Origin of the sequence: Collinsella aerofaciens (genome assembly GCF_015554145.1) — a bacterium.
GTDB lineage: Bacteria > Actinomycetota > Coriobacteriia > Coriobacteriales > Coriobacteriaceae > Collinsella > Collinsella aerofaciens_AA.
In genome coordinates, this window is record NZ_JADNHZ010000004.1 from 12,733 (window position 1) to 36,466 (window position 23,734).

Genomic DNA, 23,734 nt, shown 5'->3' on the forward strand with positions numbered 1-23,734 from the left:
AGAACGAATGTTCGGTTATTATTATCTTCGAACAGTTGTTCCTGTCAAGCAAAATTCGAACATTTGTTTGACATGGGTAGAGAGGATGCCCTGATGGCTCGCAAAATTACCAAGCGTCAGCAGCAAATTTACGACTTCATCAAGGAATATCAGCAGGAGAAGGGTTATCCGCCCAGTGTGCGCGAGATGGCATCTGCCGTGGGCCTTTCCTCCCCCAGCACCGTGCACGCCCACTTATCTGCCTTGGAGGCGCGCGGGCTGCTCAAGCGCGATGCCACCAAACCGCGCGCCCTGGAACTCTTTAACGAGGACGGCTCCTCTGTCTCAATTTCTAAATCTGACGAGCCCACCGCACCTCGCGGAACGGTCTCGCTACCGCTCGTTGGTCGCGTCGCGGCTGGGATTCCCATTCTGGCCGAGCAGAATATCGAAGACACTTTTACTATCCCGACCGAAATCGCCACTGATCAGGGTTCCTTTATCCTTGAGGTGCATGGGAGCTCAATGATCAATGTCGGCATCTTCAATGGCGATTACATCATCGTCCGTGAACAAAAGAGTGCCATGAACGGCGAAATCGTCGTGGCCATGATTGATGGTTCAGCGACCGTCAAGACGTTCTACAAGGAGCAGGGACGCGTACGCCTACAGCCTGAGAATGACACCATGGAGCCTATCTATGCAACAAATCCCGTTATTTTGGGCAAAGTCGTCGGCTTGATGCGCCGGTTCTCGTAATGCAAAAACGCATCACCATCTTTGATACCGTCCGCGGGTTTACGATGATTTCAATGGCAGGTTTTCACGCTTGCTACGATCTCGCCTACCTGTACGGTTGGGATATGCCCTGGTTTACCCAGACTGTCTTTCAAGACATCTGGCGCGCCAGCATCAGCTGGGTATTTTTGTTCATCGCGGGTTGGATGTGCACGCTCTCACGCAACAATGCCAAACGAGCGGCTAAGTACGCTGCCGCAGCTTTGGTCGTCTGGATCGCAACAACTCTCGTATCGGTCGACGATTCAGTGAACTTTGGCATCATTTATTGCATGGGGTGTGCACCGTGGTGGTTGCGTTCACCCGTCCGTTACTCCAAAAATTACCGGGCTCATGGGGCATCGCAGCGTGCCTTGTTCTTTTTGCCCTAACCTGGGGCATTCCAAAGGCGGTCTACCCACTCCCCTACCTGGCATGGCTTGGATTCCCAGGCCCGGGTTTTGTTTCGGGAGATTACTATCCGCTCATACCGTTTGTCTTTATGTACCTTACCGGCTTTTTTGCTGCCCAGGCAGCACAAGCATCAAGTCTCGAAGCGCCAGCATGGGCATACGCCAATCCTATCCCGGCGCTCGCAGTCCTGGGTCGGCATGCCTTACCGTTCTACCTGCTCCATCAGCCAGTCATTCTAGGCGTGCTAGAAATCGTTTATTCCGTACGATAGCGCTCGAGCCGCGGTGCAATACGAGCCGGCAACTTCGCCACAATGCGAACGCCGTCCTCGAGATATTCCTCATGCAGAAGGGTTCCCTGCTCATGCACCAGCGTGATGAGAGCGCCCTCGCGATACGGGATATCAGCGGAGAGCAACACATCGGTGGCAGCTGCCTCGCGAGCAATCCGGTCGACGAGATCGTCGAGCCCCTCGCCCGTTTGGGCCGAGAACAGAACGGCCTCCGGATAGCGACGACGGAAACTCAATCGATCGACGATATCGAGAAGATCGATTTTATTGAATACGGTCAGCGTTAAACGCTCTCCGGCGCCGATCTCATCAAGCACGCGGTCGACAGCCTCCAGCTGCCGCTCATAGTCCTCGTCAGACGCATCTACGACTTTGAGAATTAGATCGGCACCCAAAACCTCGGACAGCGTCGATTTAAAGGCATCGACCAGACCATGGGGCAGCTTTTGAATAAAGCCGACGGTATCGGTAATCGTCATGCCGCGACCGCCGGGCAGACGATACGAACGCGTCGTCGGGTCGAGCGTAGCAAACAGCTTGTCCTGCGAAAGTACCGTAGAGCCGGTCAGACGATTGAGTAACGTCGATTTACCGGCATTGGTATAACCGGCTAACGCGACGCGAAACGCCGGGGACTCAATGCGACTCTTGGATTGAACATCGCGACGCTGTTCAACCTGCTTGAGCTCACGACGAAGCGCAGCGATCTTATTACGAATGAGGCGACGGTCGACCTCGAGCTGACTTTCGCCCTGACCAAAACGTGAGCCGATGCCGCCGCGCGTCTGCTCCTTAGCGAGATGGCTCCACATGCCACGCAGGCGAGGCAACAAATATTGAAGCTGTGCCAGCTGTACCTGCAGGCGTCCCTCACGCGTCTGAGCATGCAGGCCAAAGATATCCAGGATCAGTGCAGTACGATCGATAATCTTTACCGGCTCGCCCACGGCTTTCTCCAAATAGGATTGCTGCGAGGGGGTCAGGTCGTCGTCAAAAATAACGACATCGGCATCCATGCGATGCACCAGGCCGCACAGCTCTTCAACCTTACCGGAACCGATAAACGATTTAGGATACGGCTTTACCAAACGCTGCGACAAGCGTGCCACGCACTGGGCACCAGCTGTGTGGGCAAGACGCTCCAGCTCATCAAGCGAGCGATCGAGCGGCCATGCATTGTCGCGCCACTCAACACCAACTAAAATGGCACGCTCGGGCTCGGGTGCCGTGGGAACAAGGGGGAAACGGGGCATTAGGCAGCCTCAATACGATGCAGGATATCCTCAACGACCTCATCGATCGTACATTCATCCATATCAAACCACACGATACGGTCATCGCGCTTAAACCACGAAAGCTGACGCTTGGCATAACGACGCGAACGCATCTTAATGAGTTCGCGAGCCTCATCCATGCTCATCACGCCATTGAAAGCATCAATGATCTCTTTATAGCCAATTGCCTGCATCGACGTCAGGGCATCTCCCAGCCCCTGGCCCATAAGACCGCGGACCTCATCGACAAGACCCTGCTCAAACATCAGATCGACGCGCTGGTTAATGCGCTCGTAGAGCACCTCGCGATTACGCGTCAGACCAAACCATAGGGCATGATAATGCTCGCGCGGAACACTAAACTGACTTTTTTGCTGTGCATAGGAGATACCATCATCATGCATCTCGAGCGCACGAATCACACGGCGGACGTTATGGGGATGAATAACAGCAGCCGATTCTGGATCGCGCTCGGCAAGCAGGGCATGAAGTTCTTCCTCGCCAATACGCTCGGCAAGCTCCTGATAGCCCACACGGCGATCGTCCTCAAGTTCACCCGAGGGAAAGTCCATCTCATCGAGGGCTGCCTTGAGATATAGCCCCGTACCTCCGCAAAAAACCGGCAGGCAACCCGAACCAAGGAGACGTTCAACATGCGCGCGAGCGTCAGCCTGATAAAGCGCAGCAGAATATGCCACACCCGGCTCTACAATGTCGACGAGACGCAGCGGCGCCGTGCACTCATCGGGCGCCATCTTTGCGGTACCGATGTCCATGCCGCGATAGATTTGCATCGCATCGCACGACAGCACTTCGGACGAAAGACGAGCTGCCAAACGGTCGGCAACATCACTCTTACCAACCGCCGTCGGACCGACGATCGCAACGGCGGAAAGACCTGCCCCGGGAGAAACCATTAGCGCGGCTCGCCCACAACGGAGCCGGACAAATACCAGGTCTTGGCAACGTCAACGTCAACATCAACGATCTTACCAACAAGCTGATCGATGCTGTAACCCTCGGGGATAGGCGCATGCACGGTCTGATTCTTGGGACTCTTGCCCAGCAGGACCGCGTCGTTCTTTTTACTCGTTCCCTCAATGAGCGCCGGAACCACAGTATGAAGCTCACCCTGGTTATACTCGTGTGCCGTGGTCTCGATAACCTTAACCAGACGGTTGAAACGCTCGAGAATAACCTCATGCGGCGTAGGATCGTCAATCTCGGCGGCCGGGGTACCGGCGCGCTTGGAATAGATGAAGGTATAGGCCTGAGCATAGCGGACCGTCTCGGCAAGTGAGAGCGTCTGCTCAAAGTCTTCTTCAGTCTCACCCGGGAAGCCAACGATAATGTCGGTCGAGAGCGCGATATCGGGCATGCGGTTGCGAATGCGATCGACAAGGCCCAGATAGTCCTCGCGTGTATAACGGCGATTCATCTCTTTGAGGATCCGCGTCGAACCTGACTGGACGGCCAAGTGCAGCTGCGGCATAACGGCAGGCGTCTCGGCCATGGCGTCGATGGTCTCGGGCAACAGGTCCTTGGGATGCGAAGACGTAAAGAAGATGCGCTCCACGCCCGTATCGCCCACGGCACGCAGCAGATCGGCAAAACGCGGCTTGCCAAACAGATCGCGACCATATGAGTTAACGTTTTGGCCCAGCAGCGTAATCTCACGCACGCCCTGGCGCACCAAACCGGTCACCTCGTCGACAATCTCCTCGAAGGGGCGGCTCTTTTCGCGACCGCGCACGTACGGCACGATGCAATAGGTGCAGAAATTATTGCAGCCCGTCATGATGGGCACCCAGGCGTGATACTGAGTCTCGCGATGCCACGGCATGCTCATGGCGTCCGTATCCTCATGCTCATTGGTGCGGATATGACGCTTACCATCAAGGAACGCCTCGGCAATGAGCTCGGCCACATGTGCAATGGAATGCGTGCCAAAGATGACATTGACGTTATCGACGTTGGTGAGCAGGCCCTCGCCATCGCGCTGCGCGATGCAACCGCCAACGGCAACCACGCGCTTGCCCGAAGGCGAAGGCGGCAGGCTTTTGCAGGAATTGCACTGACCGTACAGGCGAGTATCGGCGGCCTCGCGCACGCAGCACGTCATGAAGACAACGATATCGGCATGCGCGGGATCGAGCGCCATGAGGCAGCCATACGAATCAAGCAGACCGCTCACACGCTCGGAGTCGTGCTGATTCATCTGGCAGCCAAAGGTGCGGATAAAGTAGGTTTTACCGGCAAGAATATCGCGTACGGAACGCTGGTCCATGTGCATAAGTCCTAACGATGGGGAGCGAAACAAGGCAAGCAGAAGCTATGCCACAGGCTTAACATCATCCATGACGACGTTATCCATAGCAGCTCGATTGATCTGGTGAACGTAGATAGAAAGGCGGATGGCCGTGCGCGACTCCCCGTTAATGAGGATGTCGGAGAACACGGGCGCGCAGGAAATATCAAAACCGGTTGGAATCAAAAAACCGCGCGCGATAGCAACGGCCTTAATGGCCTGGTTGACGGCACCGGCGCCGACACACTGGATGTTGACGGGCACACCATCCTTGACCATGCCGGCGATGGCGCCGGCAACGGACGCGGGCGATGATTTGCTTGATACCTTCAGGCAATCCATGAAGAAACTCCTGCATTTAAAAGTACGTTTTAACTGCAATAACTGTATCGTACCGAGTGGACTCGGTAAAGGCACTATTCCTCTTTGGCAAGATCAAAGGTCACGGTGATTCGATCACGCGAAACACGGATCTTTGGGTCGCCGCAAAGGTTGAGATAGTACCGGGCGGCAAGGTCATTAAAGTCGCGTTCCACAGCGCGCGAAAACTGTGCCATGTCATCCTTGGCAATACGTAGCCCGCGACGATCCTTCGCGAGATCGACAGGAGCCGGCGCATGCGAGGACGAATCACGCTCGCGCAGCAGACGCGCGGTCACACCGCGAACGGGCTTAATCTGCCCTGCCAAAATACGATGGGCCGTGCGCTCGGACATCTCAAGACCCAAATCCGAACAAATACGAATAAAGTCCTCGGCATCAGAAGCAAGGCCTAAACGATCGACAACCGGAAGCTCGCTCTCATCATCAATGAACAGGAGACGAGACGTATCGAGCCGACTTGACGCCTGAGCATAAAGGGTCGCGGCAATCTCAGACGGAGAACCAAGATAGACATCGCAACCACGCAACTCCTCGAGCGCAAACTCACAAGCAGCGCGAATAATATTATGCGGACCGCGAGCACAGACATAACGTCCGTCCTCATCCTTGACGGCCTGGGGCCAGCTGGACTGATCGGCACGCTCACTGAGGCGGTCGGCCGCGACGCTCACCTTAAAGGCTGAACCAAGATCGACACCGGACGTGACCACACGGGCCTCATCGGTGTTCTGCTTGATCGAAAACAATGCCATGCCACGACCGTGAACGCCCCAACGGTCCATCTTCATGCTCTCAAGCTTGGAGGTAACGCGGGCATCGAAGATTCGCTCTTGCATATCCTGCGGAACGCCCGAACCGTTATCCAGAAAGACAAGGGTGCGGACGCCGTCTTCCTTGGTCGTGGCGAGATAGACCTTGTCGGCGCCGGCATCGCGAGCATTACGGAGCATTTCGATGACAATATCCTCGACATGCTGAATGTCGTGCTTTGCCTGGCGCCGCTCGGCCTCCGAAACGCGGAGGCGGACATACCCCTCGCCAAGGTTCTCCTCGACGCGAAGGTTGCCCTCCCCCGACATCGACGCGATAAATGAGATGAGCTCGTTCGCGTCGCTCATGTTATTTAGCGATATCGACAGCGCGGCTCTCGCGAATCACGACGACGCGCACCTGACCGGGATACTCCATCTCTTCCTCGATCTGATGGGCGATATCGTGAGCCAGGACCGTGGACTGGGCATCGGAGATCTTGTCCGGCTGAACCATGACGTGGACCTCGCGACCAGCCTGCATGGCATAGGTACGCTCGACGCCGTCATGGGAGTTGGCGATCTCCTCGAGCTTCTCAAGACGCTTGATGTAGTTCTCGGCAGACTCGCGACGGGCACCGGGGCGAGAGGCAGAGACAGCATCGGCGGCCTGTACCAGGACATCGAGCACCGTGTTGGGGTCGACATCGGCATGGTGAGCCTCGATAGCGTGGACGATAACGGGCTTCTCGCCATAGCGGCGGGCCAGCTCGGCGCCGATGACGGCATGCGGGCCCTCGACGTCGTGGTCGATTGCCTTGCCCAGGTCATGAAGTAGGCCGGCGCGCTTGGCGGTCACAACGTCCAGGCCAAGCTCGGAAGCCATCACGCCGCACAGATCAGAGACCTCGAGGGAATGCTGAAGCACGTTCTGACCAAACGAGGTACGGTAGCGCAGGGCACCAAGGGTCTTGACGATCTCGGGGTGCAGATCGTGGATGCCGGTATCGAAGGCAGCCTGCTCGCCAGCCTCGCGCACGCGCTGCTGAACCAGGTCGGCGGCCTTGTGATACATCTCCTCGATACGGGCAGGGTGAATGCGGCCGTCGGCGATGAGGTTCTCGAGGGCGACACGGGCGGTCTCACGACGGACCGGGTCGAAGCTCGAAAGAACGACGGTCTCGGGCGTGTCGTCGATCACGAGGTTGACGCCGGAAACCTGCTCGAAGGTCCGGATGTTGCGACCCTCGCGACCGATGATACGGCCCTTGAGGTCATCAGAGGGAATGTGCACGGAGGTAACGGTGACCTCGGCAGTGTGGTCGGCAGCGCAGCGCTGAATCGCCAGAGACAGAATCTCCTGGGCGGTCTTGTGGCACTCGGCGCGAACCTGCTGCTCGGACTCGCGAATGATCGTGGCGGCCTCGTGGGTGACCTCGCCGCGAACCTTATCGAGGAGCTCCTTGTGGGCGTCCTCGCGGGTAAGGTCGGCGATACGCTCGAGCTCGGAGGTCTGCTTTGCGCAGAGCTCCTCGAGCTCACGGGAGCGCTTCTCGACCTGACCGGCCTGGCTGGACAGCTGATGCTCGCGCTTGTCGAGAGCGTCGTTGCGGCGATCAAGGGATTCCTCGCGCTGCATCACGCGGTTCTCGAGCGTACGAATCTCGTTCTTACGCTGCTTGTCCTCGGCCTCGGCGGCCTGCTTGTTCTTGATGATCTCCTCTTTAGCCTCGAGCAGAGCCTCTTTTTTGAGGGTCTCGGCCTGACGCTTGGCATCACCGATCAGAGACTCAGCCTGTGCGTGTGCCGACTGGATTTTTTCGTCGGCCTCGTGAAGACTACCCTGCTTGGCGGTGCGCATGTAGGCAATGGCGGCGATGGCACCCAAAACGATGCCAACGAGCGCTGCGATGATAGGCATGCTCACTCCTTTTTATGGATTCGTTACACAACAAAGCGAACCGTCCTTACGAACGGCTCGCGACATTTGAGTAATATGGGCGCAGCTTATGCGGGTCGGATACAGATAAACATATAAACAAACTCATCACAGATGAGCACATATCACAAAGCAAATGACAGTGTTTATCGTACGTTGAACCACAACAACTGTCAAATAAATGGCCCCAGCACGGCGGCTAAAACGCGGTGAACGGCAGGGCCACAAAACGCATACGCCTAAACCGCACATTCCTCACGTTCGGCATCGAGACGTGCCTTAACGGCATCGGCGGCGATGTGATACGAGAAGCCCTTGCCCATCAAAAACCGAACCAGTTTTTCGAATCCGCGCGTCTCTGGAACACGCCGCTTGGCGAGCAGGGCTGACGCACGCGCCAAATCGTCTTCGACGGCAAAATAATCCTCGGGATAACCGGGAATGTCATCGAGCACGACATGACGGCGCTTGAGCTCAGTCTCGATTTTACGCTGTCCCCAACCGCGCCGCTTGCGTTCCTCGATAAAGTACGAGCAAAAGCGGTTCTCGTCTAAAAAGCGATACTCGGTGGCGCGCTCGACGGCGAAATCGATCGCGGACTGGTGAAAGCCGTAGCGAGCCAGCTTGTCACGGACCTCTCCCGTCGCATGGTCGCGGCGCGATAACATCTCGGTCACCATGGTAAGCGCACATTTACGCTCAATGAGCTGCACCGCATCACGAAAGTTATCCCAATCACAGGGAAGATCGGGGCGGTTTTTGACATACAGCCGCGCGACCCGCACGGGGATCCAAATGGACCGCTCAAAACCGCCCTCAAGCTCACAATCGATATGTGCGCAAGGCTTTTTGGACGCATAGCCACTCGAGAACGAGGAGGCCGCCTTCTTATCGGGAAAGACGACCGTGGCCTCGGTCACCGTATACGACATGAGCGTAACCGCTACTCGTCGTCATCATCGAGCATGGCGGAACCATCGATGGCGTAAAGCTCGTCAAACTCCTCAGGCGCAGGCTGATCGGTCAGCTCGACCTCGGACGGAGCATCGTCATCAAACTCAAGCCCGCAAGCAAGGCGGACCTTATGTTCAATCTCGTCGGCGCAATCGGGGTGTTCGCGCAGGAACGCCTTGGCGGCCTCGCGACCGTTACCGAGCTTGTCCTCGCCATAGGCAAACCAGGAGCCCATCTTCTTGCAGATGCCGCACTCGACAGCCATGTCCAAGATCGAGCCCTCCTTAGAGATGCCCGTACCATACATGATGTCAAACTCAGCAGAACGGAACGGAGCTGCCACCTTGTTCTTAACGACCTTGGCGCGCACGCGGTTACCGATAACCTCGTCCTTAAGCTTAATGCTGTCGATGCGGCGAATGTCGATACGCACCGAAGAGAAGAACTTAAGGGCACGGCCGCCCGTCGTAGTCTCGGGGTTGCCGAACATGACGCCGATCTTCTCACGCAGCTGGTTAATAAAGATGCACGTCGTGTTGGACTTGGACAGCGAGCCGGCGAGCTTGCGGAGCGCTTGGCTCATCAGGCGAGCCTGAAGACCGACCGTAGTGTCGCCGATTTCTCCCTCGATCTCGGCACGCGGGGTCAGCGCGGCGACGGAGTCAACAACGATGGCATCGATGGCGCCGGAACGCACGAGCATGTCAACAATCTCGAGCGCCTGCTCGCCCGTATCGGGCTGAGAAATGAGCACCTCGTCGATATCCACGCCGATACGCGCGGCATAAGTGGGATCGAGCGCATGCTCGGCATCGATAAATGCCACAACGCCACCCATTGCCTGGGCCTCGGCCAGGATCTCGAGCGAAAGCGTCGTCTTACCGGAGGACTCAGGACCGTAAATCTCGACGATACGGCCACGCGGCACGCCGCCGATACCCAGCGCGGCATCGAGTGCCAGAGCGCCCGTAGGGATGGCCTCGACCTCGAGCTCGGGGCCACCGTCGCCGTACCTCATGATGGAACCCTGGCCGAATTTCTTCTCGATCTCAGCCTTGGTGGTGGCGATCATCTCATCGCGCTCTTTACCCGTCGTGCGAGCATGAACGGTACGTACGGGACCTGAATTCTTGGCCATGAATAGCCCTCCTCTTAACAACCTGCATCGATAATAAACGAACGGCTGTTCGTGGTCAACCGTTCAGATAAATCATATGCAGCCGACCTTTCCAAAACCCAACCAAAAGCCGACCAAACACTGACCAAATGCTTGACCACAAAGGGCCGAATAAGAACAAGGAAGTCTAGAATACACCTATAACCAGCGCAAACGCTAAATTCGTCAGGGGTCCCTATCTCCACAATTAAGGGGCCCTAAGGCCCCTTAAAACACGTCTATTCCATAGAGTTGAGCACAAGGGCAATGCGTCCCAATGCCTCCGCGACCGCATGGGCGCGAACACACGAACGGTCGCCCTCATAGTGGCAGCGCACAGAGTCCACGACCGGCACTTCCCCATCAGCCGCGCGATACGCCCAGCCAATATAGAAAGTGCCAGCCGGATCGTCCTCAGTGCCGCCGCCGGGGCCGGCATAACCCGTTGCGCTCACTGCAATATCGCTCTGGTACAGCTCCAGCGAACCCGCCGCCATCTCGCGCGCGGTCTGATGCGACACCGCGGTATAGCGGTCGAGCGTCTCCTGATCAACGCCCAAAACGCGATGCTTGATCTCATCGCAGTAGGTCACCGCACCGCCACGCAGCACCGCCGAGGCGCCCGGGATATCGGCAATCGTCGAGGCGATCATACCTGCCGTCAGCGACTCAGCCGTCGAAACCGTCACGCCCCGAGCGCTCGCGCGCTCGACAATATGACGCGCCAGCTCCTCGTTATGTGCGGAAATCTGCTCAAAAGAGTCCGTCATACCCACCAGGACCTAGACCGAAAAGACGATCTTACGGCAGTTCCAGAAGTACTGAGCGCCCGAGATAACGGTCAGGACAACGGCAACGGCGTACAGGAAGCGCGACACCGAGTAGATGCCGAGCGTCAGCGCCAGTGGGCCAAGGTGCAAGCCGGCCATCGCAAAGACGCACAGGTAACCGCAGATGGAGACCATCGTGGTCGCCGTCTTGTACTTGCCAAGCTTATCGGCGGCAACGACCACGCCGGCGGCACTCGCGACCATGCGAAGGGCGCTCACCAGAAGCTCACGGAACAGGATAATGAACACGGACCACACGGTCACAGCGCCAAAATCCAAGAACAGCAACAGAGCCGAGAACACCAGCAGCTTATCGGCAATGGGGTCCAAGAATTTACCGAAGTCGGTAATCTCATTGCGCGAACGCGCCAGATAACCGTCGACCTTATCGGTGCACGACAGGATGACGTACAGAATGAAGGCGGCGCCGGCGAGCGGACCGTCGAAGGTGCTCCAATCCGTACCGGCAACACTCGTGTGAGACAGGGCCGAGACGATCATGAACACCGGAATAAAGACGATGCGCACACACGTCACGATGTTGGCGGGCGTCCAAACACTCGTCAGTTCCTTATTGCTCTCGTTAGCCACGACGCTCTCCTACTCCACAACATGACCGATAAGCTCGTAGCAAAAGCTATCGGTAAACTCGACCGTCAGAATATCGCCCACAGATGCCTCGCTGGCATCCAGGTGAACCGCACCATCGGAATCGGGAGCCTGGAACCAGGCATGTCCGATGAGCTCGGCGCCGTCCTCAGTCTCCTCGATACCGTCGACAATCACCTGGGCGCGCTCGCCCACATGTGCGGCGGTGGCGGCAAAACCGAGCGACTCGGCCAGGTCCATGGCCTCCTGGGCGCGCTCGAGCTTGACCTCTTCGTCGACCTGACCCTCCATCTTAGCGGCCAGGCTGCCCTCCTCCTGCGAGTAGGCAAAGACGCTCGTGTAGTCAAAGCCGACGGTGTCCATAAAGTCGATAAGGTCGCGGAACTCATCGTCGGTCTCGGTCGGGAAGCCGACCATGGCCGTGGAACGAATCACGATGCCGGGGATGCGCTCACGCAGATCGCGGAACAGGTCCTCGAGCTCCTGGCGCGAACCAGAACGGCGCATAGCCTTGAGTATGCGCGCGTCGCAGTGCTGCACGGGGATATCGATATAGGGCAGCACCTCGGGCGTATCACGAATGGTCTCAATGAGCTCGTCGGTCATGCCCTCGGGCTGCAGATAGAGCACACGGACCCAGACGTTCTGCGGGCGCACGGCCTCGGCGACGGCACGCAGCAGCTGCGCCAGATTGCGCGGCGAGTCCTCGGCGACGTCCTCGTCAGCAAAGTCGGTACCCCAAATACCCGTGTCCTGGCCGATCAGCACGATCTCGCGCACGCCGCCGGCAACCAAGTCGCGCACCTCGGAAATAATGCTCTCGGCATTGCGCGAGTGATAGCGACCGCGGATATAAGGGATCATGCAGAAGCTACAGAAGCGGTTGCAGCCATCGGAAATCTTGACGTAGGCGACAGCGCCCTCGACGGTGCGCTTGACCTGCGGAATATAGGCGGCAATCTCGCGCTCGACACCCAGCACGCCATCGATGACCGCCACGATGCCATCCTCCTCGTCGGCCTTCACAAAGGCAGCGACCTCGGGCAGCTCATCGGGCAGGTCGTCGCCATAGCGCGACGGCACGCAGCCGCACATAACGATGGGGCAAGAACGAACGCCGTCCTGAACCTCGTTGGCGAGCTCGAGCGTGGTCTCGATGCTCTCGGACGTTGCGGAGGCGAGGAACGAGCATGTATTGACGATGGCGATATCGGCATCCTGCGGGTCAAAAGCCTCCTCGTAGCCTGCGGCAGTCAAAAGAGAACGCATGCGGTCGGTGTCAACCTCGTTCTTAGCGCACCCGAGGGTGATGTAGAGCACGGAGCCCAACGGTGTATCCATGTTGGAGAGTGATCCTTTCGAATGATATTAGCGGTAGTTGGTGAACTGCAGCGGCTGGCCGTAGTCCTGGTCGCGCAGGAACTGGATCACGGTCTGCAACGCGTCCTTCGATGCAGAGGAAACACGCAGCTTGTCGGCCTCGATGGTCACCTTGACCTTGAGCTTTTGGTCCTTGATGTCCTTGTTGATCTTTTTGGCGGTTGCCTGGTCGATACCCTCGACGATATGGCCGAACACGCGCACGGTACTGCCCGATGCCGCCTGCGGAGCATCCCACGAGACAGCCTTGAGGTCGATGCCGCGCTTGATGAGCTTGGAGCTCAGGACATCGATGATCTGCTTGGAGACAAAGTCGGCCGGGGCGTTGATCGTAAAGAGCTTGTCGCCCTTCGAAAGCTCGATCGTGGCGCCGGAATCCTTAAGGTCATAGCGCTGGGAAATCTCGCGCGTGGTCTGCTGGAAGGCGTTATCGACCTCTTGCATGTTGACCTCGGACACGACGTCGAAGCTGGAATCTTTAGCCATGATGTTTCCTTTCGCGTACGAGCGACTTAATAGCTATCGTACGAATAGTCGGTAGAATCGGTGGGCATCTGACCGTCAGTTGCGGTATCGGCGCCATCCGTGGACTGGGCATCGGTGCCGTCGGTGGTGTCGGTGCCATCGGCGGTGTCGGCACCATCAGAACTTTCACCATTCTCAGAATCAGTCGTCTCCTTCTTGGGAACGGTGATCGTCACACGCGCCACGCCCGAGGTCTTGGTATCGTAACGGACCTTTTCGCCGTTCTTGGTAACGGTGACATCGGAAGGCTTGGACGTAGTGATCTCGATCGAGGACTCGGGCGTGTACTCCTGCTCAAAGGGGCCAGTCGCCTGGGCACCATAGACCGACTTGCCGTCAACCTTGACCTCAATCCAGGCGGTCTTTCCCTTGGCAACGGAGACCTTGACCTTCGTTACCTCGTTCTCTTCCTTTTTAGCCATCGTCTTGGTGGCGTCCGAATCGGTCGACTCATCCGTCGCCTCATCGGCGTCTTCGTCCTCGTCGACCGTTTCGGTCTTCTTAGATGACTTCTTGGTCGTCGTCTTGGTAACAGCGGGCGTCTCGGGCATGGTCTCGGGCGTCGAGGATGCGCAGCCGCGCAGAAGTACCACGATAAGCACGATCAGCAGCAACGCCACGGCACCGATACCTGCGTAGACGATACGCGGATCGAGCCCGTTGTTTTGAGGAGCACGGGAACCGCCGCGTCCACGACTGGAACTGCTGCGGCCGCCTCCCTGAGGCATACGACCACGATTGATATCGGAACGGCCGCGATAGCCGCCCTGGCCCTGAAGGCTGCGCTGACCCGAGCGGGGCGCAAGTTCACCGCGGCCTTGATAGCCACGCTGGCCCGCACGCGGAGCCGAAGAGCGCTGGCCATACGGCTGTGGTTGAGAGCGAAGACGCGGCGTCACCTGCGTGGTATCGGCGTCCGCATAGCCACTGCGAGAGCGTCCGGTGGAGATACCACGGTGACCGCGATCGGAATAGCCGCCGTCGCCGTAGCCGGCACGAGGGTCACGCGCCACGCCGCGGGCAGCGGGAAGCGCACGGTCCTCGGGCATCGGCGTACTGCGGAACCGGTCACGCTGCGAGCGAATCTCCTCGCCCGAACCCGTCTCGGTAATATAACCGGCCTGCTGAGGACGCTGTCCATAGCGGGTCGAACGACCGCCCTGAACCATCAGGAAGCGCCCGTTATCGACAGAGGAACGCGAATTGACATAGCCGGCGGCGTCCTGAAAACGACCACCCTGCTGCGACGTCTCGCGTTCGTATGCCATCAGGTCGTCAAAGTAGGCATTGACGACCTCGCGCGGATTGAGGCCCAAAAAACGAGCATAGCTCGAAATCATGCCCTGCGCATAGCCGCGCGGCGGCATCGAAGCAAAGTTACCGGTCTCGAAAAACTCGATGATCTGCGGCCTGATTTTGATGGTGTTGGCGACCTGCTGAATGGAAAGGCCCATTCGGCGACGCTGCTCGAGCAGCATGTCACCAAAGCGTGCAGCCATCAGAATCCTCCAAACTCACGATCTTCACGTGCCATCTCGGCGTCGACAGATTCCAGCGCGGCAAGCCCCTCCTCGTCCAACAGGACCTCGCGCGGCTTGGAACCGTCGGGCGGGCCGACGACACCCTTTTCTTCCAGCATGTCCATAATACGCCCGGCACGCGCATAGCCAACCTTCAGACGACGTTGCAGGCCAGATGTGGAGCCAAGCTGCGATTCCACCACAATATGGGCGGCTTCCCAAATGAGTGGATCATCGTCTTGCGGCTCGGCTACTCCGGTGCGGACAATGCCTCCGGCACCCGCCATGGACATGGAAGCGGGCGCCACGGCGGACAGAATCTCCTCGTGGTAGTCGGGCTCGCTCTGCGACTTGACGAACTCGACAATCTCGTTGATTTCGTCGTCCGAGACAAAGCAGCCCTGGATACGGCGGGGCTTGCCCCAGTCGACCTTGGAGAACAGCATGTCGCCCAAACCGGTGAGCTTCTCGGCACCCATCTGGTCGATGATGACGCGCGAGTCGATGCCCGTGGCGACGTTAAAGGCGATGCGGTTGGTGATGTTGGCCTTGATGAGGCCCGTCACCACGTTGGAGCTGGGGCGCTGCGTGGCAACGATAAGATGAATACCGGCGGCACGGCCCAGCTGTGCAATACGAACGATCGAGGCCTCGACATCCTTACCGGCGACCATCATCAGGTCAGAGAGCTCGTCAATGATAATGACCAGATAGGGCATCTTTTGCGGCGGGTTATCGTAATGCTCAAACTCGCCGGCGGCCTGCTTTTCGTTGTAGGTCGAGATCTTACGAACGTTGAGACGCTCGAAGACCTTCAGGCGACGCTCCATCTCGGACACGGCCCATTGCAGAGCGCTCGCGGCCTGCTTGGGCTCGGTCACCACGGGCACATAGAGATGCGGCAGACCGTTATAGCCCGCAAGCTCGACGCGCTTGGGGTCGACCATGATCAGGCGAACGTCCTCGGGAAGGGCGCGCATGAGCAAGGTCGTGATAATGGAATTGATCATCACCGACTTACCAGAACCGGTCGTACCGGCAATCAACAGGTGAGGCATCTTGGCGAGGTCGGCGACAACCGGCGTGCCCTCGGCGTCGCGGCCGATGGCGAGCTCGAGCGGACCGCCCTTCACATAGGGCAGCACGTCGCCCAGATTGACGTTCTGGCGCTTGCGGTTGGGAATCTCGATGCCCACGAGCGAGGTGCCGGGGATCGGGGCAAAGATACGCACCGACTGGGCAGCGAGCGAAAGCGCGATATCGTCCTCGAGGCTCGAGATTTTGCTCACACGCTCGCCCTCACCGGGCTGCAGCTTAAAGGTCGTCACCGTGGGGCCGGCGATCCAGCCGACCACGCGGGCACTGCGGCCAAACTCAAGCAAGGTGGATTGCAGTGACTCAGCGGTCTGCTCCAGCTCCTTGTCCGAAGACGCGGCGGAAGCCGACTGCGGGTTGGCATGCAGGATTTCGAGCGGCGGAAGCTTGAGGCCGTCCTCCTCTTCGCCCTCGTTATCTGCGGCGCCGTCGTCCACTCCCCCATCACGAGCCGCAGCCGATTCGATAGCACTCGTGGCAGGCGCATCAGCAACCTTGGGATGCTTCAGGAAGTCGGGAATCTGAGGTGCGGCCGAGACGGGATTCACGGCAAACGGCGGCTCGGACTCGTCGATCTTATCGGGGTCGTCTTCCATCGAAAGCTGGCCGGTTACCTGGCCGCGCTTTGCATGGCGACGCGGCAGCAAAGTTGTCTTTGCGGTCTCAATCGGAGCCTCGTCGTCCTCGTCATCGCCCTCGGTGAGCTCAATCTCGCTATCGGACCAAGACGGGTCGGGCTCACTCGTATTGAGCTTAGGCGCAGACTTGCCCTTCTTGGCATGGCGGCGCGGCAACAGCGTGGTCTTGGCTCGCTCGGCTTCAACCGACTCGGATACGTCGACAAACGGGTCATCGTCCTCGTCGTCATCCAAAACCGGGTCGACATCGCCACCCATGACCGTGGTCACCGCGGCGTCAGTCCCCTTCTGGCGCAGAATGCTCAGGTGCGGACGAGCAACGCCGGGAACAGACAGGGCCTCTTCATCGCCCCACGGGCTCGCATTGACATCGGCACGTCGACGCTCGGCAAAATCGGCAGCGCGATCGCGTGCGGAGCGCAAAACGCCACCCACCGAAAAGCCGATAATGACCAAACCAACGACGACAAGCCCCAGCAAGACAACCATGGCGATAGGTTTACCCAGGGCATTTTGCAAGGCACTTGCGATAAAGGCACCAATGTAGCCGCCCGACACGGAAAGGTTCTGCGGCGTAAACATAAGGTCGCACGAATCGCTCGTGCCCGGCACCATCAGCGAAAGAATGGAGACGACAGCGATAAAGACCAAGGCGCCGCCCGCAACAGAGCGCACGTTGAGCGGCGAATCCTCACCCAAAAAGAGCGTGGCGGCAAACAGCAAGATGACGATCGGCAGCACGTAGGCGCCCAGACCAAAGCCCAGGTGGTAGAAACCGGCAACCGCAGCCGTCACGGGCGCTGTTGCCGGAGAGATCACGGCAATGAAGGACGCGATCGCCAAAACGGCGATGACCACACCGGCGATATCGCGATTGGCCGAAGGCTCGACCAAGGGCTCAAACTCATCGAACTCGGACTCGTGGCCCTTATTGGCACGCAGATGGGAACCGGCACCCTTAGCAGATGCCGGTTGGTTATTGGCCTTATTGCCTTTGGCGTTTTGTGCAGATCCGCGCGCCAAACTAAACCTCCATGACGACCGGGATGATCATCGGACGGGTGCGCGTACGGCTCCAGATAAAGTTAGAGAGCGAATCGCGCACGGCCTTGCGAATGGCATCGGAACCGCTGCTGGTAAAGCTAAACTTACCCTTCTCGATCGTCTTCATAATGGACGCGGAGGCATCCTCGGAGAACTGGTCGTCGATGGCAAACGAGACGCCGCGGCCCGAGAACTCGAAGGCCTCGATCTTCTTGTGTTTGAGGGAGACGATGGCAACGGCCGTGACCATACCGTCGTTGGCGAGCTTCTGGCGATCGCGCAGGACGATGGGGTCGGTATCGCCGATACGCAGGCCGTCGACGTAAACGACACCGGACTCGACGGGCGTACCGCGCTTGACGATACCACCGCGCATCTCGAGCGTGTCGCCGTTATCGAGGATAAAGATATGATCGTCCTTGAGACCCATCTTGCGGGCCAGCTGGGCATGGGCGCGCAGATGCACGGCCTCGCCGTGGACCGGCATAAAGTACGTAGGCTTGGCCATGGCCATCAGAAGCTTGAGCTCCTCCTGGCTACCGTGACCCGAGACGTGGACGAGAGCGCGGTTCTTATCCCACACGTCGCAGCCGAGCTTGGCCAGGCTGTTGACGACCTGCTGGACGGCCTTCTCGTTGCCGGGAACGGGAGTTGCCGAGAGGATAACGGTATCGCCCTCGTGGATGGAGAGCGTCTTGTGCTCGCCATTGGCCATGCGGGACAGGGCCGACAGCGGCTCGCCCTGCGAACCAGTGCACATGACGACGATCTTGTCGTCAGGCAGGTTATCAATATCGAAGGCATCGATGATATCGGCATCATCGATGTTGAGATAACCGAGCTCGCGCGCCACGCGGGTGTTCGTGAGCATGGAGCGACCGGTCACAACGACCTTACGGCCGCACTTGCGGGCGGCATCGCAGATCTGCTGCAAACGATGGATGTGGCTCGAGAACGATGCGACGAACACGCGACCCGGGGCGTTCTTGATGGCGTGCAGCAGGTTGGTACCAACCTCGGCCTCGGACTTGGTAAAGCCGGGAACCGTGGCATTAGTGGAGTCGGAAAGCAGCAGGTCGATGCCCTGCTTGGCAAAGCGGCTGATAGCGGCATAGTCGGGCGTAACGCCATCGATGGGCGTCTGGTCGAGCTTAAAGTCGCCGGTGTGCATAACGGTGCCCTGATTGGTGCGGATGAACACGCCCAGAGCGCCGGGGATGGAGTGCGTCATCGAGAAGAAGTCGAGCGAGATGCCGCCGAGGTTGACATGGCTGCCGCCCTTGACCTCGCGGAACTTGGGTGCGCGGATGCGGAACTCAGAAAGCTTGCCCTCGATAAAGCCAAGCGTCAGCTTGCTCGAGAAGATGGGCACCTTATTGTTGAGGTCCTGCAGCAGATACGGAAGCGAACCGGTGTGGTCCTCGTGGCCGTGAGTGACGACGATACCGCGGAGCTTCTCCTCGTTCTCCAGAACATAGGTGTAGTCGGGAAGCACCAGGTCGATACCAGGCTGGGAGTCATCCGGGAACATGAGGCCGGCGTCGACGAGCACCATGTCGTCGCCGCACTCGAAGACCGTCATATTCTTGCCGATGCCGTCAAGGCCGCCGAGCGGGATGATCTTCAAGGGAGATGATTTTTTAGCTGCCATAGGTTAGTGTGGTTTCCTTTCTTCGAAACGGGTCTGGAACAACCGACGGGGCGCTTCTGGCAAACCGACCGCCGGGAACGTACAAACATGCATCACCGAGTCGATGCAGTAACCACAGTATGATACCCATTTGCACAACAACAGACCACCCATGCATCAAAGCCCCATCTGAACCGGTCTATCCCGCCGGTTTCCCGTGGGGTGGGCACTGATGAAGTTTCCTGCTCTACAGTCCTGCTCACGACGGAGGCCACATTAAGTGGCCTCCTGTTCGTGCGGAACTCGCGATAAACTTCATCAGTGCCCGCCCCACGGGAAACCTGCCAAAAAGGGACAGGTTTGTTTTGGTCGGTTTTATCTGGGAAGATGCTGCTGCGGCTATCTACAGATCTGAAATCTGACTACTGAATAGACTGTCTAACTAAATAGCGAGCGGCACTAACCAGTCCTTTTGCTTGCGCCCGGGAGGGCCGCATATGAAGTTTATCGCGAGTTCCGCACGCAAAGGAAAGCACTTAATGTGCTTTCCGTCTTGCGCAGGACTGTAGAGCAGGAAACTTCATATGCGGCCCTTCCGGGCGCAAGCAAAAGGGCGACCCCTGTCCGGAGTCGCCCTTGTTGAGCTGCTTATGTGCAGTTGTTACTCGGCGTCGTGGTGACGGCGGGGCTTGCGGCCTCCGTTGTCGCCGGGACGGCGCGGACGGTCACTGCGCTCGGAGCGCTCGCGACGCGGGCGCTCACGACGCTGGAAGTGCTCGCCGTCGCCCTCGGAAGAACCCTCGGCGCGAGCCGGGGCCTCGGGCTTGTCAAGACGATCGAGCGAGATCTTGCCACGATCGTCGACCTCGATGACGACGACCTTGACCTCGTCGCCGACGTTGAGGACGTCCTCGACCTTCTCCACGCGGCCCTTGGCGACGCGGGAGATGTGCAGCAGGCCGTCCTTGCCGGGCAGCAGGTTGACGAAGGCGCCGAAGGGCTGGATGGAGACAACGCGACCGGTGTACTCCTCGCCCGGCTCGGGAACCTTGATGATGAGCTTGATACGCTCGACGGCCTGGTCGACGGACTCGCCGGTGCCGCCGACAAAGACGGTGCCGTCCTCCTGGATGTCGACCGAAGCGCCGGTCTCGTCCTGAATGCCGCGGATGACCTTACCGCCAGAACCGATGACGTCGCGGATCTTGTCGGTCGGAACCTGGATGGAGACGATACGCGGGGCGGTGCTGCGCGTGGTGTGGCGCGGCTCGGGGATTACATCGAGCATCTTCTGAAGGATGAAGGCGCGACCCTCCTTGGCCTGCTGCAGGGCGCGGGCCAGGATGTCAAAGGTAAGACCGGTGGCCTTGTTGTCCATCTGCAGAGCGGTGATGCCCTCGGTGGTGCCGGTGACCTTAAAGTCCATGTCGCCCAGGAAGTCCTCTAGACCCTGGATATCGGACAGGACCACGGTCTTGCCCTCCTCCTGGATCAGGCCCATGGCGATACCGGAGACCGGGCGCTTAATGGGCACGCCGCCGTCCATAAGGGCGAGCGTGGAGCCGCAGGTCGAAGCCATCGAAGAGGAGCCGTTGGACTCCATGACCTCGGAGACCACGCGGATAGCGTAGGGGAACTCGTTCTCGTCGGGGAGCACCGGAAGCAGGGCGCGCTCGGCCAGGTTGCCGTGACCGATCTCGCGGCGCTTGGGGCTGCCCATGCGGCCGGTCTCGCCGGTGCAGAACGGCGGGAAGTTGTAATGGTGCATGTAGCGCTTGCCCTCGGTGGGCTCGATGGTGTCCAGGCGCTGGCCCTCGTTGAGCATGCCGAGCGACAGGACGGAGAGCACCTGGGTCTGGCCGCGCTGGAACAGGCCGGAGCCGTGAACGAGCGGCAGATAGTTGTCCTTCACCATGATGGGACGGATCTCATCGGCGGCACGGCCGTCGACGCGCTCGCCGGTCTCGACGACCATGGTGCGCATAGCCTTCTTCTCGAGCTTCTTGAGCGCCACGGGAATCTCGCGCTCCCAAGCGGCCTGCTCCTCGTCGGTGAACTCGGCGCGGATGGACTCCTTCAGAGCCTCGACCTTGCCGATACGGGAGAGCTTGTCGGCGTCGCGAAGGGCGGCTGCCATCTCGTCGTAGTGGGCGAAGATGCGCTCCTGGACCTCCTCGACGGGCTGGTCGAGCGGGTACTCCTTCTTGACGATGGCGCCGTTGACCTGCTCCCACTCGGCAACAAACTCGTCCTGGGCCTGGCAGAAGGCGGCAAGGGCCTCCTGGCCAAACTTCATGGCGGCGAGCATGTCGTCCTCGGAGATCTCCTCGGCGCCGGCCTCGACCATCGAGATGAAGTCGGCAGAGCCGCCCAGCTCCAGGTCCAGGTCGGAGTTCTCGCGCTCCTCATAGGTGGGGTTGACGATAAACTCGCCGGTCTCCACGTTACGGCCGATGCGCACGCAGGCAAGCGGGCCCTCAAAGGGCACGCCGCCGAGCGTCATGGCCAGGGAAGCACCCATGACGTTGATGACGTCGAAGGGGTTGACCTGGTCGGCGACGAGCGAGGTAGCGACGATGTGCACCTCGTTGCGGAAGCCGTCCGGGAAGCTCGGGCGAATCGGACGGTCGATCATGCGCGCGGTGAGCGTGGCCTTCTCGCTGGGACGGCCCTCACGCTTGAGGTAACCACCCGGGATACGGCCGGCGGCGTACATCTTCTCGTTGAAGTCAACGGTCAGCGGGAAAAAGTCGTAGTTCTTGCGCTCCTTGGAGACGACCACGGTGTCGAGCATCGTGGTGTCGCCCTGCTTGACCAGGCAGGCGCCGGTGGCCTGCTTGGCAAGCTCGCCCGACTCAAAGGTGTAGGTCTTGCCGTACAGCTCAAAGGTCTTAGATACGAGTGTCATTGTTCTCCTTTACCCCACAGGCCCCTTGCCTGCAGGCTTCTCATGTGACGCGGGCCCCCTGCCCCCGCCACGCTTCAGAGCGTGATTGTTCGCGCCCTTACACAAAAAGAGCGCCCCGCTGCGCAGGACGCTCTTAGCATGTACAAATCCTACTGGATGTTGTCGCGGATGCCCAGAGCCTTGATGAGCTCACGATACTCGACGATGTCGTTCTTCTTGATGTAGGAGAGAAGACGACGACGACGGCCGACGAGCATGAGCAGGCCACGACGGGTGTGGAAGTCCTTCTGGTGGGACTTCATGTGCTCGGTCAGCTCCTTGATGCGCTCGGTCAGGATGGCGACCTGAACCTTGGGGTTGCCGGTGTCGACCGGGGTGTTACCGAACTGAGCAGTCAGCTCTGCCTTGCGCTCTTTGGAAACAGTCATTGTTTCACCTTTCGTTTCTTGTCGCCCGCGGGCGACGCTATTCGCCTCGGACTGGGAAGCCGCCGGTGGAGCGAGCATCCAAGGTCGAGGTACCAACAGGTCGGTATGTTACCACAAGCAGTCCGCGCCTGCGCATCATCACCGACCCAACATGAATTCCATCGCACGGAGACGTTGATCGGTGTGCGTCGCAGCCCACACGTGCGAAAGCCCCAGCAAAAAGGCAGCGGTATGGGGGTCGACCCTCTCGGCCATAAGCGCATCGAAGGTCATGGACATGAGGGCGCGCAGCCATGCGACCTCACCGGTCGACACCAGCTCGGCACCGGGCACGCTCGACGCGCACGACCCGCACATGAGGCCGCCCGCCTGGGGCGAAAAAAACGACAGCATCGGGTCTCCGCACAGCACGCATGCCGAAAAATCGGGTCGGTAACCAACGTGCGACAGCAATTTAAAGACAAAGGCCGCCACGAGCAGGTCCATATGTGCCGCGTCGAGCCCGCTGCCGACAAGTGTGAGCGCCCGCTGCGTGATGGCAAAGGTAAACGGGTCCTCGGCGTCCTCGAACGAGCACACGCGCGCGACCTCGGCGATCGCGCTTGCGGCGCATGTCATCTCGTAATCGGGAGCAGCGCCGAGCGGCGCCTCCATAAGCTCGGCCTGGGAAACCACGTCGAGCGACCGTCCATGCGCAAGCAGCAGATCAACGGTACAGAACATCTCGCAGCGCGCAGCCAGGCGTCCGCCGGGTTTGCGGGCGCCTTTTGCCACGGCACGAACCTGCCGACCCCGCTCGTCAAGCATCGTCAGGATCAGGTCCGTCTCTTTGAGCTTCGTCTTATCGAGCACGAGCACTTTCGTGCGATATGTACGAGAACCTGCCATTCGCGCCGCGTGT

The 23,734-nt window shown here is 59.2% G+C and carries 21 protein-coding genes; 3 read left to right on the forward strand and 18 right to left on the reverse strand.

Annotated features, from left to right (window positions below; genetic code table 11):
• Nucleotides 1-93: 93 nt before the first annotated feature.
• Genes lexA through I2E13_RS11070 form a run of 3 tightly spaced genes read left to right on the forward strand, consistent with a single transcriptional unit; the run spans nt 94 to nt 1,441 of the window.
• Nucleotides 94-738: a transcriptional repressor LexA gene (gene lexA / locus I2E13_RS02340; RefSeq protein WP_040359862.1), complete on the forward strand. Its 645-nt coding sequence runs from the start codon at nt 94-96 to the stop codon at nt 736-738.
• On the forward strand, nt 738-1,148 hold the full coding sequence (locus I2E13_RS11065; protein WP_267472459.1) for a heparan-alpha-glucosaminide N-acetyltransferase domain-containing protein: 411 nt from the start codon (nt 738-740) through the stop codon (nt 1,146-1,148). The genes lexA and I2E13_RS11065 overlap by 1 nt, the downstream gene beginning before the upstream one ends.
• Nucleotides 1,067-1,441: a heparan-alpha-glucosaminide N-acetyltransferase domain-containing protein gene (locus tag I2E13_RS11070; protein WP_271817579.1), complete on the forward strand. Its 375-nt coding sequence runs from the start codon at nt 1,067-1,069 to the stop codon at nt 1,439-1,441. The genes I2E13_RS11065 and I2E13_RS11070 overlap by 82 nt, the downstream gene beginning before the upstream one ends.
• On the opposite strand, the gene hflX is transcribed toward I2E13_RS11070, so the two are convergent.
• The 18 genes from hflX to recO form a co-directional block, all read right to left on the reverse strand.
• Entirely contained in the window at nt 1,426-2,715 is a 1,290-nt protein-coding gene (gene hflX / locus I2E13_RS02350; protein ID WP_195404083.1) for a GTPase HflX, read from the reverse strand. The genes I2E13_RS11070 and hflX overlap by 16 nt on opposite strands.
• Entirely contained in the window at nt 2,715-3,653 is a 939-nt protein-coding gene (miaA, locus tag I2E13_RS02355) for a tRNA (adenosine(37)-N6)-dimethylallyltransferase MiaA (RefSeq protein ID WP_195404084.1), read from the reverse strand. The genes hflX and miaA overlap by 1 nt, the downstream gene beginning before the upstream one ends.
• Complete coding sequence (gene miaB, locus I2E13_RS02360; RefSeq protein ID WP_022094691.1) at nt 3,653-5,023, reverse strand: tRNA (N6-isopentenyl adenosine(37)-C2)-methylthiotransferase MiaB; 1,371 nt, start codon at nt 5,021-5,023, stop codon at nt 3,653-3,655. Before miaB ends, miaA begins: the two co-directional genes overlap by 1 nt.
• 45 nt (nt 5,024-5,068) lie before the next feature.
• Nucleotides 5,069-5,386 carry a stage V sporulation protein S gene (locus I2E13_RS02365; protein ID WP_006235982.1) on the reverse strand — a complete coding sequence of 106 codons (318 nt, stop codon included), beginning with the start codon at nt 5,384-5,386 and terminating at the stop codon, nt 5,069-5,071.
• Between the two features lie 74 nt (nt 5,387-5,460).
• The gene (locus tag I2E13_RS02370) at nt 5,461-6,546 is read right to left on the reverse strand and encodes an ATP-binding protein (RefSeq protein ID WP_195404085.1); all 1,086 of its coding nucleotides are present in this window, start codon (nt 6,544-6,546) and stop codon (nt 5,461-5,463) included.
• Between the two features lies 1 nt (nt 6,547).
• Nucleotides 6,548-8,098: a ribonuclease Y gene (rny, locus tag I2E13_RS02375; protein ID WP_089573375.1), complete on the reverse strand. Its 1,551-nt coding sequence runs from the start codon at nt 8,096-8,098 to the stop codon at nt 6,548-6,550.
• 257 nt (nt 8,099-8,355) lie between these two features.
• Nucleotides 8,356-9,048: a regulatory protein RecX gene (locus I2E13_RS02380; protein WP_148331452.1), complete on the reverse strand. Its 693-nt coding sequence runs from the start codon at nt 9,046-9,048 to the stop codon at nt 8,356-8,358.
• A gap of 11 nt (nt 9,049-9,059) precedes the next feature.
• Entirely contained in the window at nt 9,060-10,208 is a 1,149-nt protein-coding gene (gene recA / locus I2E13_RS02385) for a recombinase RecA (RefSeq protein ID WP_022094695.1), read from the reverse strand.
• Between the two features lie 257 nt (nt 10,209-10,465).
• Complete coding sequence (locus I2E13_RS02390; protein ID WP_117639874.1) at nt 10,466-10,996, reverse strand: CinA family protein; 531 nt, start codon at nt 10,994-10,996, stop codon at nt 10,466-10,468.
• Nucleotides 10,997-11,008: 12 nt separating this feature from the next.
• Nucleotides 11,009-11,557, reverse strand: coding sequence for a CDP-diacylglycerol--glycerol-3-phosphate 3-phosphatidyltransferase (gene pgsA, locus I2E13_RS02395; RefSeq protein ID WP_229057795.1), 549 nt, complete (start codon nt 11,555-11,557; stop codon nt 11,009-11,011).
• A 99-nt stretch (nt 11,558-11,656) separates the two neighbouring features.
• Complete coding sequence (gene rimO, locus I2E13_RS02400; protein WP_195404087.1) at nt 11,657-13,006, reverse strand: 30S ribosomal protein S12 methylthiotransferase RimO; 1,350 nt, start codon at nt 13,004-13,006, stop codon at nt 11,657-11,659.
• Nucleotides 13,007-13,033: 27 nt separating this feature from the next.
• Nucleotides 13,034-13,531 carry a YajQ family cyclic di-GMP-binding protein gene (locus I2E13_RS02405; RefSeq protein WP_195404088.1) on the reverse strand — a complete coding sequence of 166 codons (498 nt, stop codon included), beginning with the start codon at nt 13,529-13,531 and terminating at the stop codon, nt 13,034-13,036.
• A gap of 26 nt (nt 13,532-13,557) precedes the next feature.
• Nucleotides 13,558-15,069, reverse strand: coding sequence for a helix-turn-helix domain-containing protein (locus I2E13_RS02410; RefSeq protein WP_195404089.1), 1,512 nt, complete (start codon nt 15,067-15,069; stop codon nt 13,558-13,560).
• Nucleotides 15,069-17,846: an FtsK/SpoIIIE family DNA translocase gene (locus I2E13_RS02415; protein WP_229057791.1), complete on the reverse strand. Its 2,778-nt coding sequence runs from the start codon at nt 17,844-17,846 to the stop codon at nt 15,069-15,071. The genes I2E13_RS02410 and I2E13_RS02415 overlap by 1 nt, the downstream gene beginning before the upstream one ends.
• Nucleotide 17,847: 1 nt before the next feature.
• A complete protein-coding gene (locus I2E13_RS02420) occupies nt 17,848-19,518 on the reverse strand; it encodes a ribonuclease J (protein ID WP_195404090.1) in 1,671 nt (556 codons plus the stop codon).
• Between the two features lie 640 nt (nt 19,519-20,158).
• Complete coding sequence (locus I2E13_RS02425) at nt 20,159-22,405, reverse strand: polyribonucleotide nucleotidyltransferase (protein ID WP_117816884.1); 2,247 nt, start codon at nt 22,403-22,405, stop codon at nt 20,159-20,161.
• A gap of 149 nt (nt 22,406-22,554) precedes the next feature.
• A complete protein-coding gene (gene rpsO / locus I2E13_RS02430; RefSeq protein ID WP_099431792.1) occupies nt 22,555-22,833 on the reverse strand; it encodes a 30S ribosomal protein S15 in 279 nt (92 codons plus the stop codon).
• Between the two features lie 138 nt (nt 22,834-22,971).
• Nucleotides 22,972-23,721, reverse strand: a complete 750-nt coding sequence (gene recO, locus I2E13_RS02435; RefSeq protein WP_195404091.1) for a DNA repair protein RecO — start codon at nt 23,719-23,721, stop codon at nt 22,972-22,974.
• Nucleotides 23,722-23,734 lie beyond the last annotated feature (13 nt).

Bases quoted from the DNA above. Each gene is read 5' to 3' on its own strand.
- miaB (WP_022094691.1), bottom strand. From the start codon at position 5,023: ATGGACCAGCGTTCCGTACGCGATATTCTTGCCGGTAAAACCTACTTT.
- rpsO (WP_099431792.1), bottom strand. From the start codon at position 22,833: ATGACTGTTTCCAAAGAGCGCAAGGCAGAGCTGACTGCTCAGTTCGGT.
- I2E13_RS02380 (WP_148331452.1), bottom strand. From the start codon at position 9,048: ATGTCGTATACGGTGACCGAGGCCACGGTCGTCTTTCCCGATAAGAAG.
- recO (WP_195404091.1), bottom strand. From the start codon at position 23,721: ATGGCAGGTTCTCGTACATATCGCACGAAAGTGCTCGTGCTCGATAAG.
- pgsA (WP_229057795.1), bottom strand. From the start codon at position 11,557: ATGATCGTCTCGGCCCTGTCTCACACGAGTGTTGCCGGTACGGATTGG.
- I2E13_RS02410 (WP_195404089.1), bottom strand. From the start codon at position 15,069: ATGGCTGCACGCTTTGGTGACATGCTGCTCGAGCAGCGTCGCCGAATG.
- rimO (WP_195404087.1), bottom strand. From the start codon at position 13,006: ATGGATACACCGTTGGGCTCCGTGCTCTACATCACCCTCGGGTGCGCT.
- I2E13_RS02370 (WP_195404085.1), bottom strand. From the start codon at position 6,546: ATGAGCGACGCGAACGAGCTCATCTCATTTATCGCGTCGATGTCGGGG.
- I2E13_RS11065 (WP_267472459.1), top strand. From the start codon at position 738: ATGCAAAAACGCATCACCATCTTTGATACCGTCCGCGGGTTTACGATG.
- recA (WP_022094695.1), bottom strand. From the start codon at position 10,208: ATGGCCAAGAATTCAGGTCCCGTACGTACCGTTCATGCTCGCACGACG.
- hflX (WP_195404083.1), bottom strand. From the start codon at position 2,715: ATGCCCCGTTTCCCCCTTGTTCCCACGGCACCCGAGCCCGAGCGTGCC.
- I2E13_RS02405 (WP_195404088.1), bottom strand. From the start codon at position 13,531: ATGGCTAAAGATTCCAGCTTCGACGTCGTGTCCGAGGTCAACATGCAA.
- I2E13_RS02420 (WP_195404090.1), bottom strand. From the start codon at position 19,518: ATGGCAGCTAAAAAATCATCTCCCTTGAAGATCATCCCGCTCGGCGGC.
- I2E13_RS02365 (WP_006235982.1), bottom strand. From the start codon at position 5,386: ATGGATTGCCTGAAGGTATCAAGCAAATCATCGCCCGCGTCCGTTGCC.
- I2E13_RS02425 (WP_117816884.1), bottom strand. From the start codon at position 22,405: ATGACACTCGTATCTAAGACCTTTGAGCTGTACGGCAAGACCTACACC.
- I2E13_RS02390 (WP_117639874.1), bottom strand. From the start codon at position 10,996: ATGACGGACTCTTTTGAGCAGATTTCCGCACATAACGAGGAGCTGGCG.
- lexA (WP_040359862.1), top strand. From the start codon at position 94: ATGGCTCGCAAAATTACCAAGCGTCAGCAGCAAATTTACGACTTCATC.
- rny (WP_089573375.1), bottom strand. From the start codon at position 8,098: ATGCCTATCATCGCAGCGCTCGTTGGCATCGTTTTGGGTGCCATCGCC.
- miaA (WP_195404084.1), bottom strand. From the start codon at position 3,653: ATGGTTTCTCCCGGGGCAGGTCTTTCCGCCGTTGCGATCGTCGGTCCG.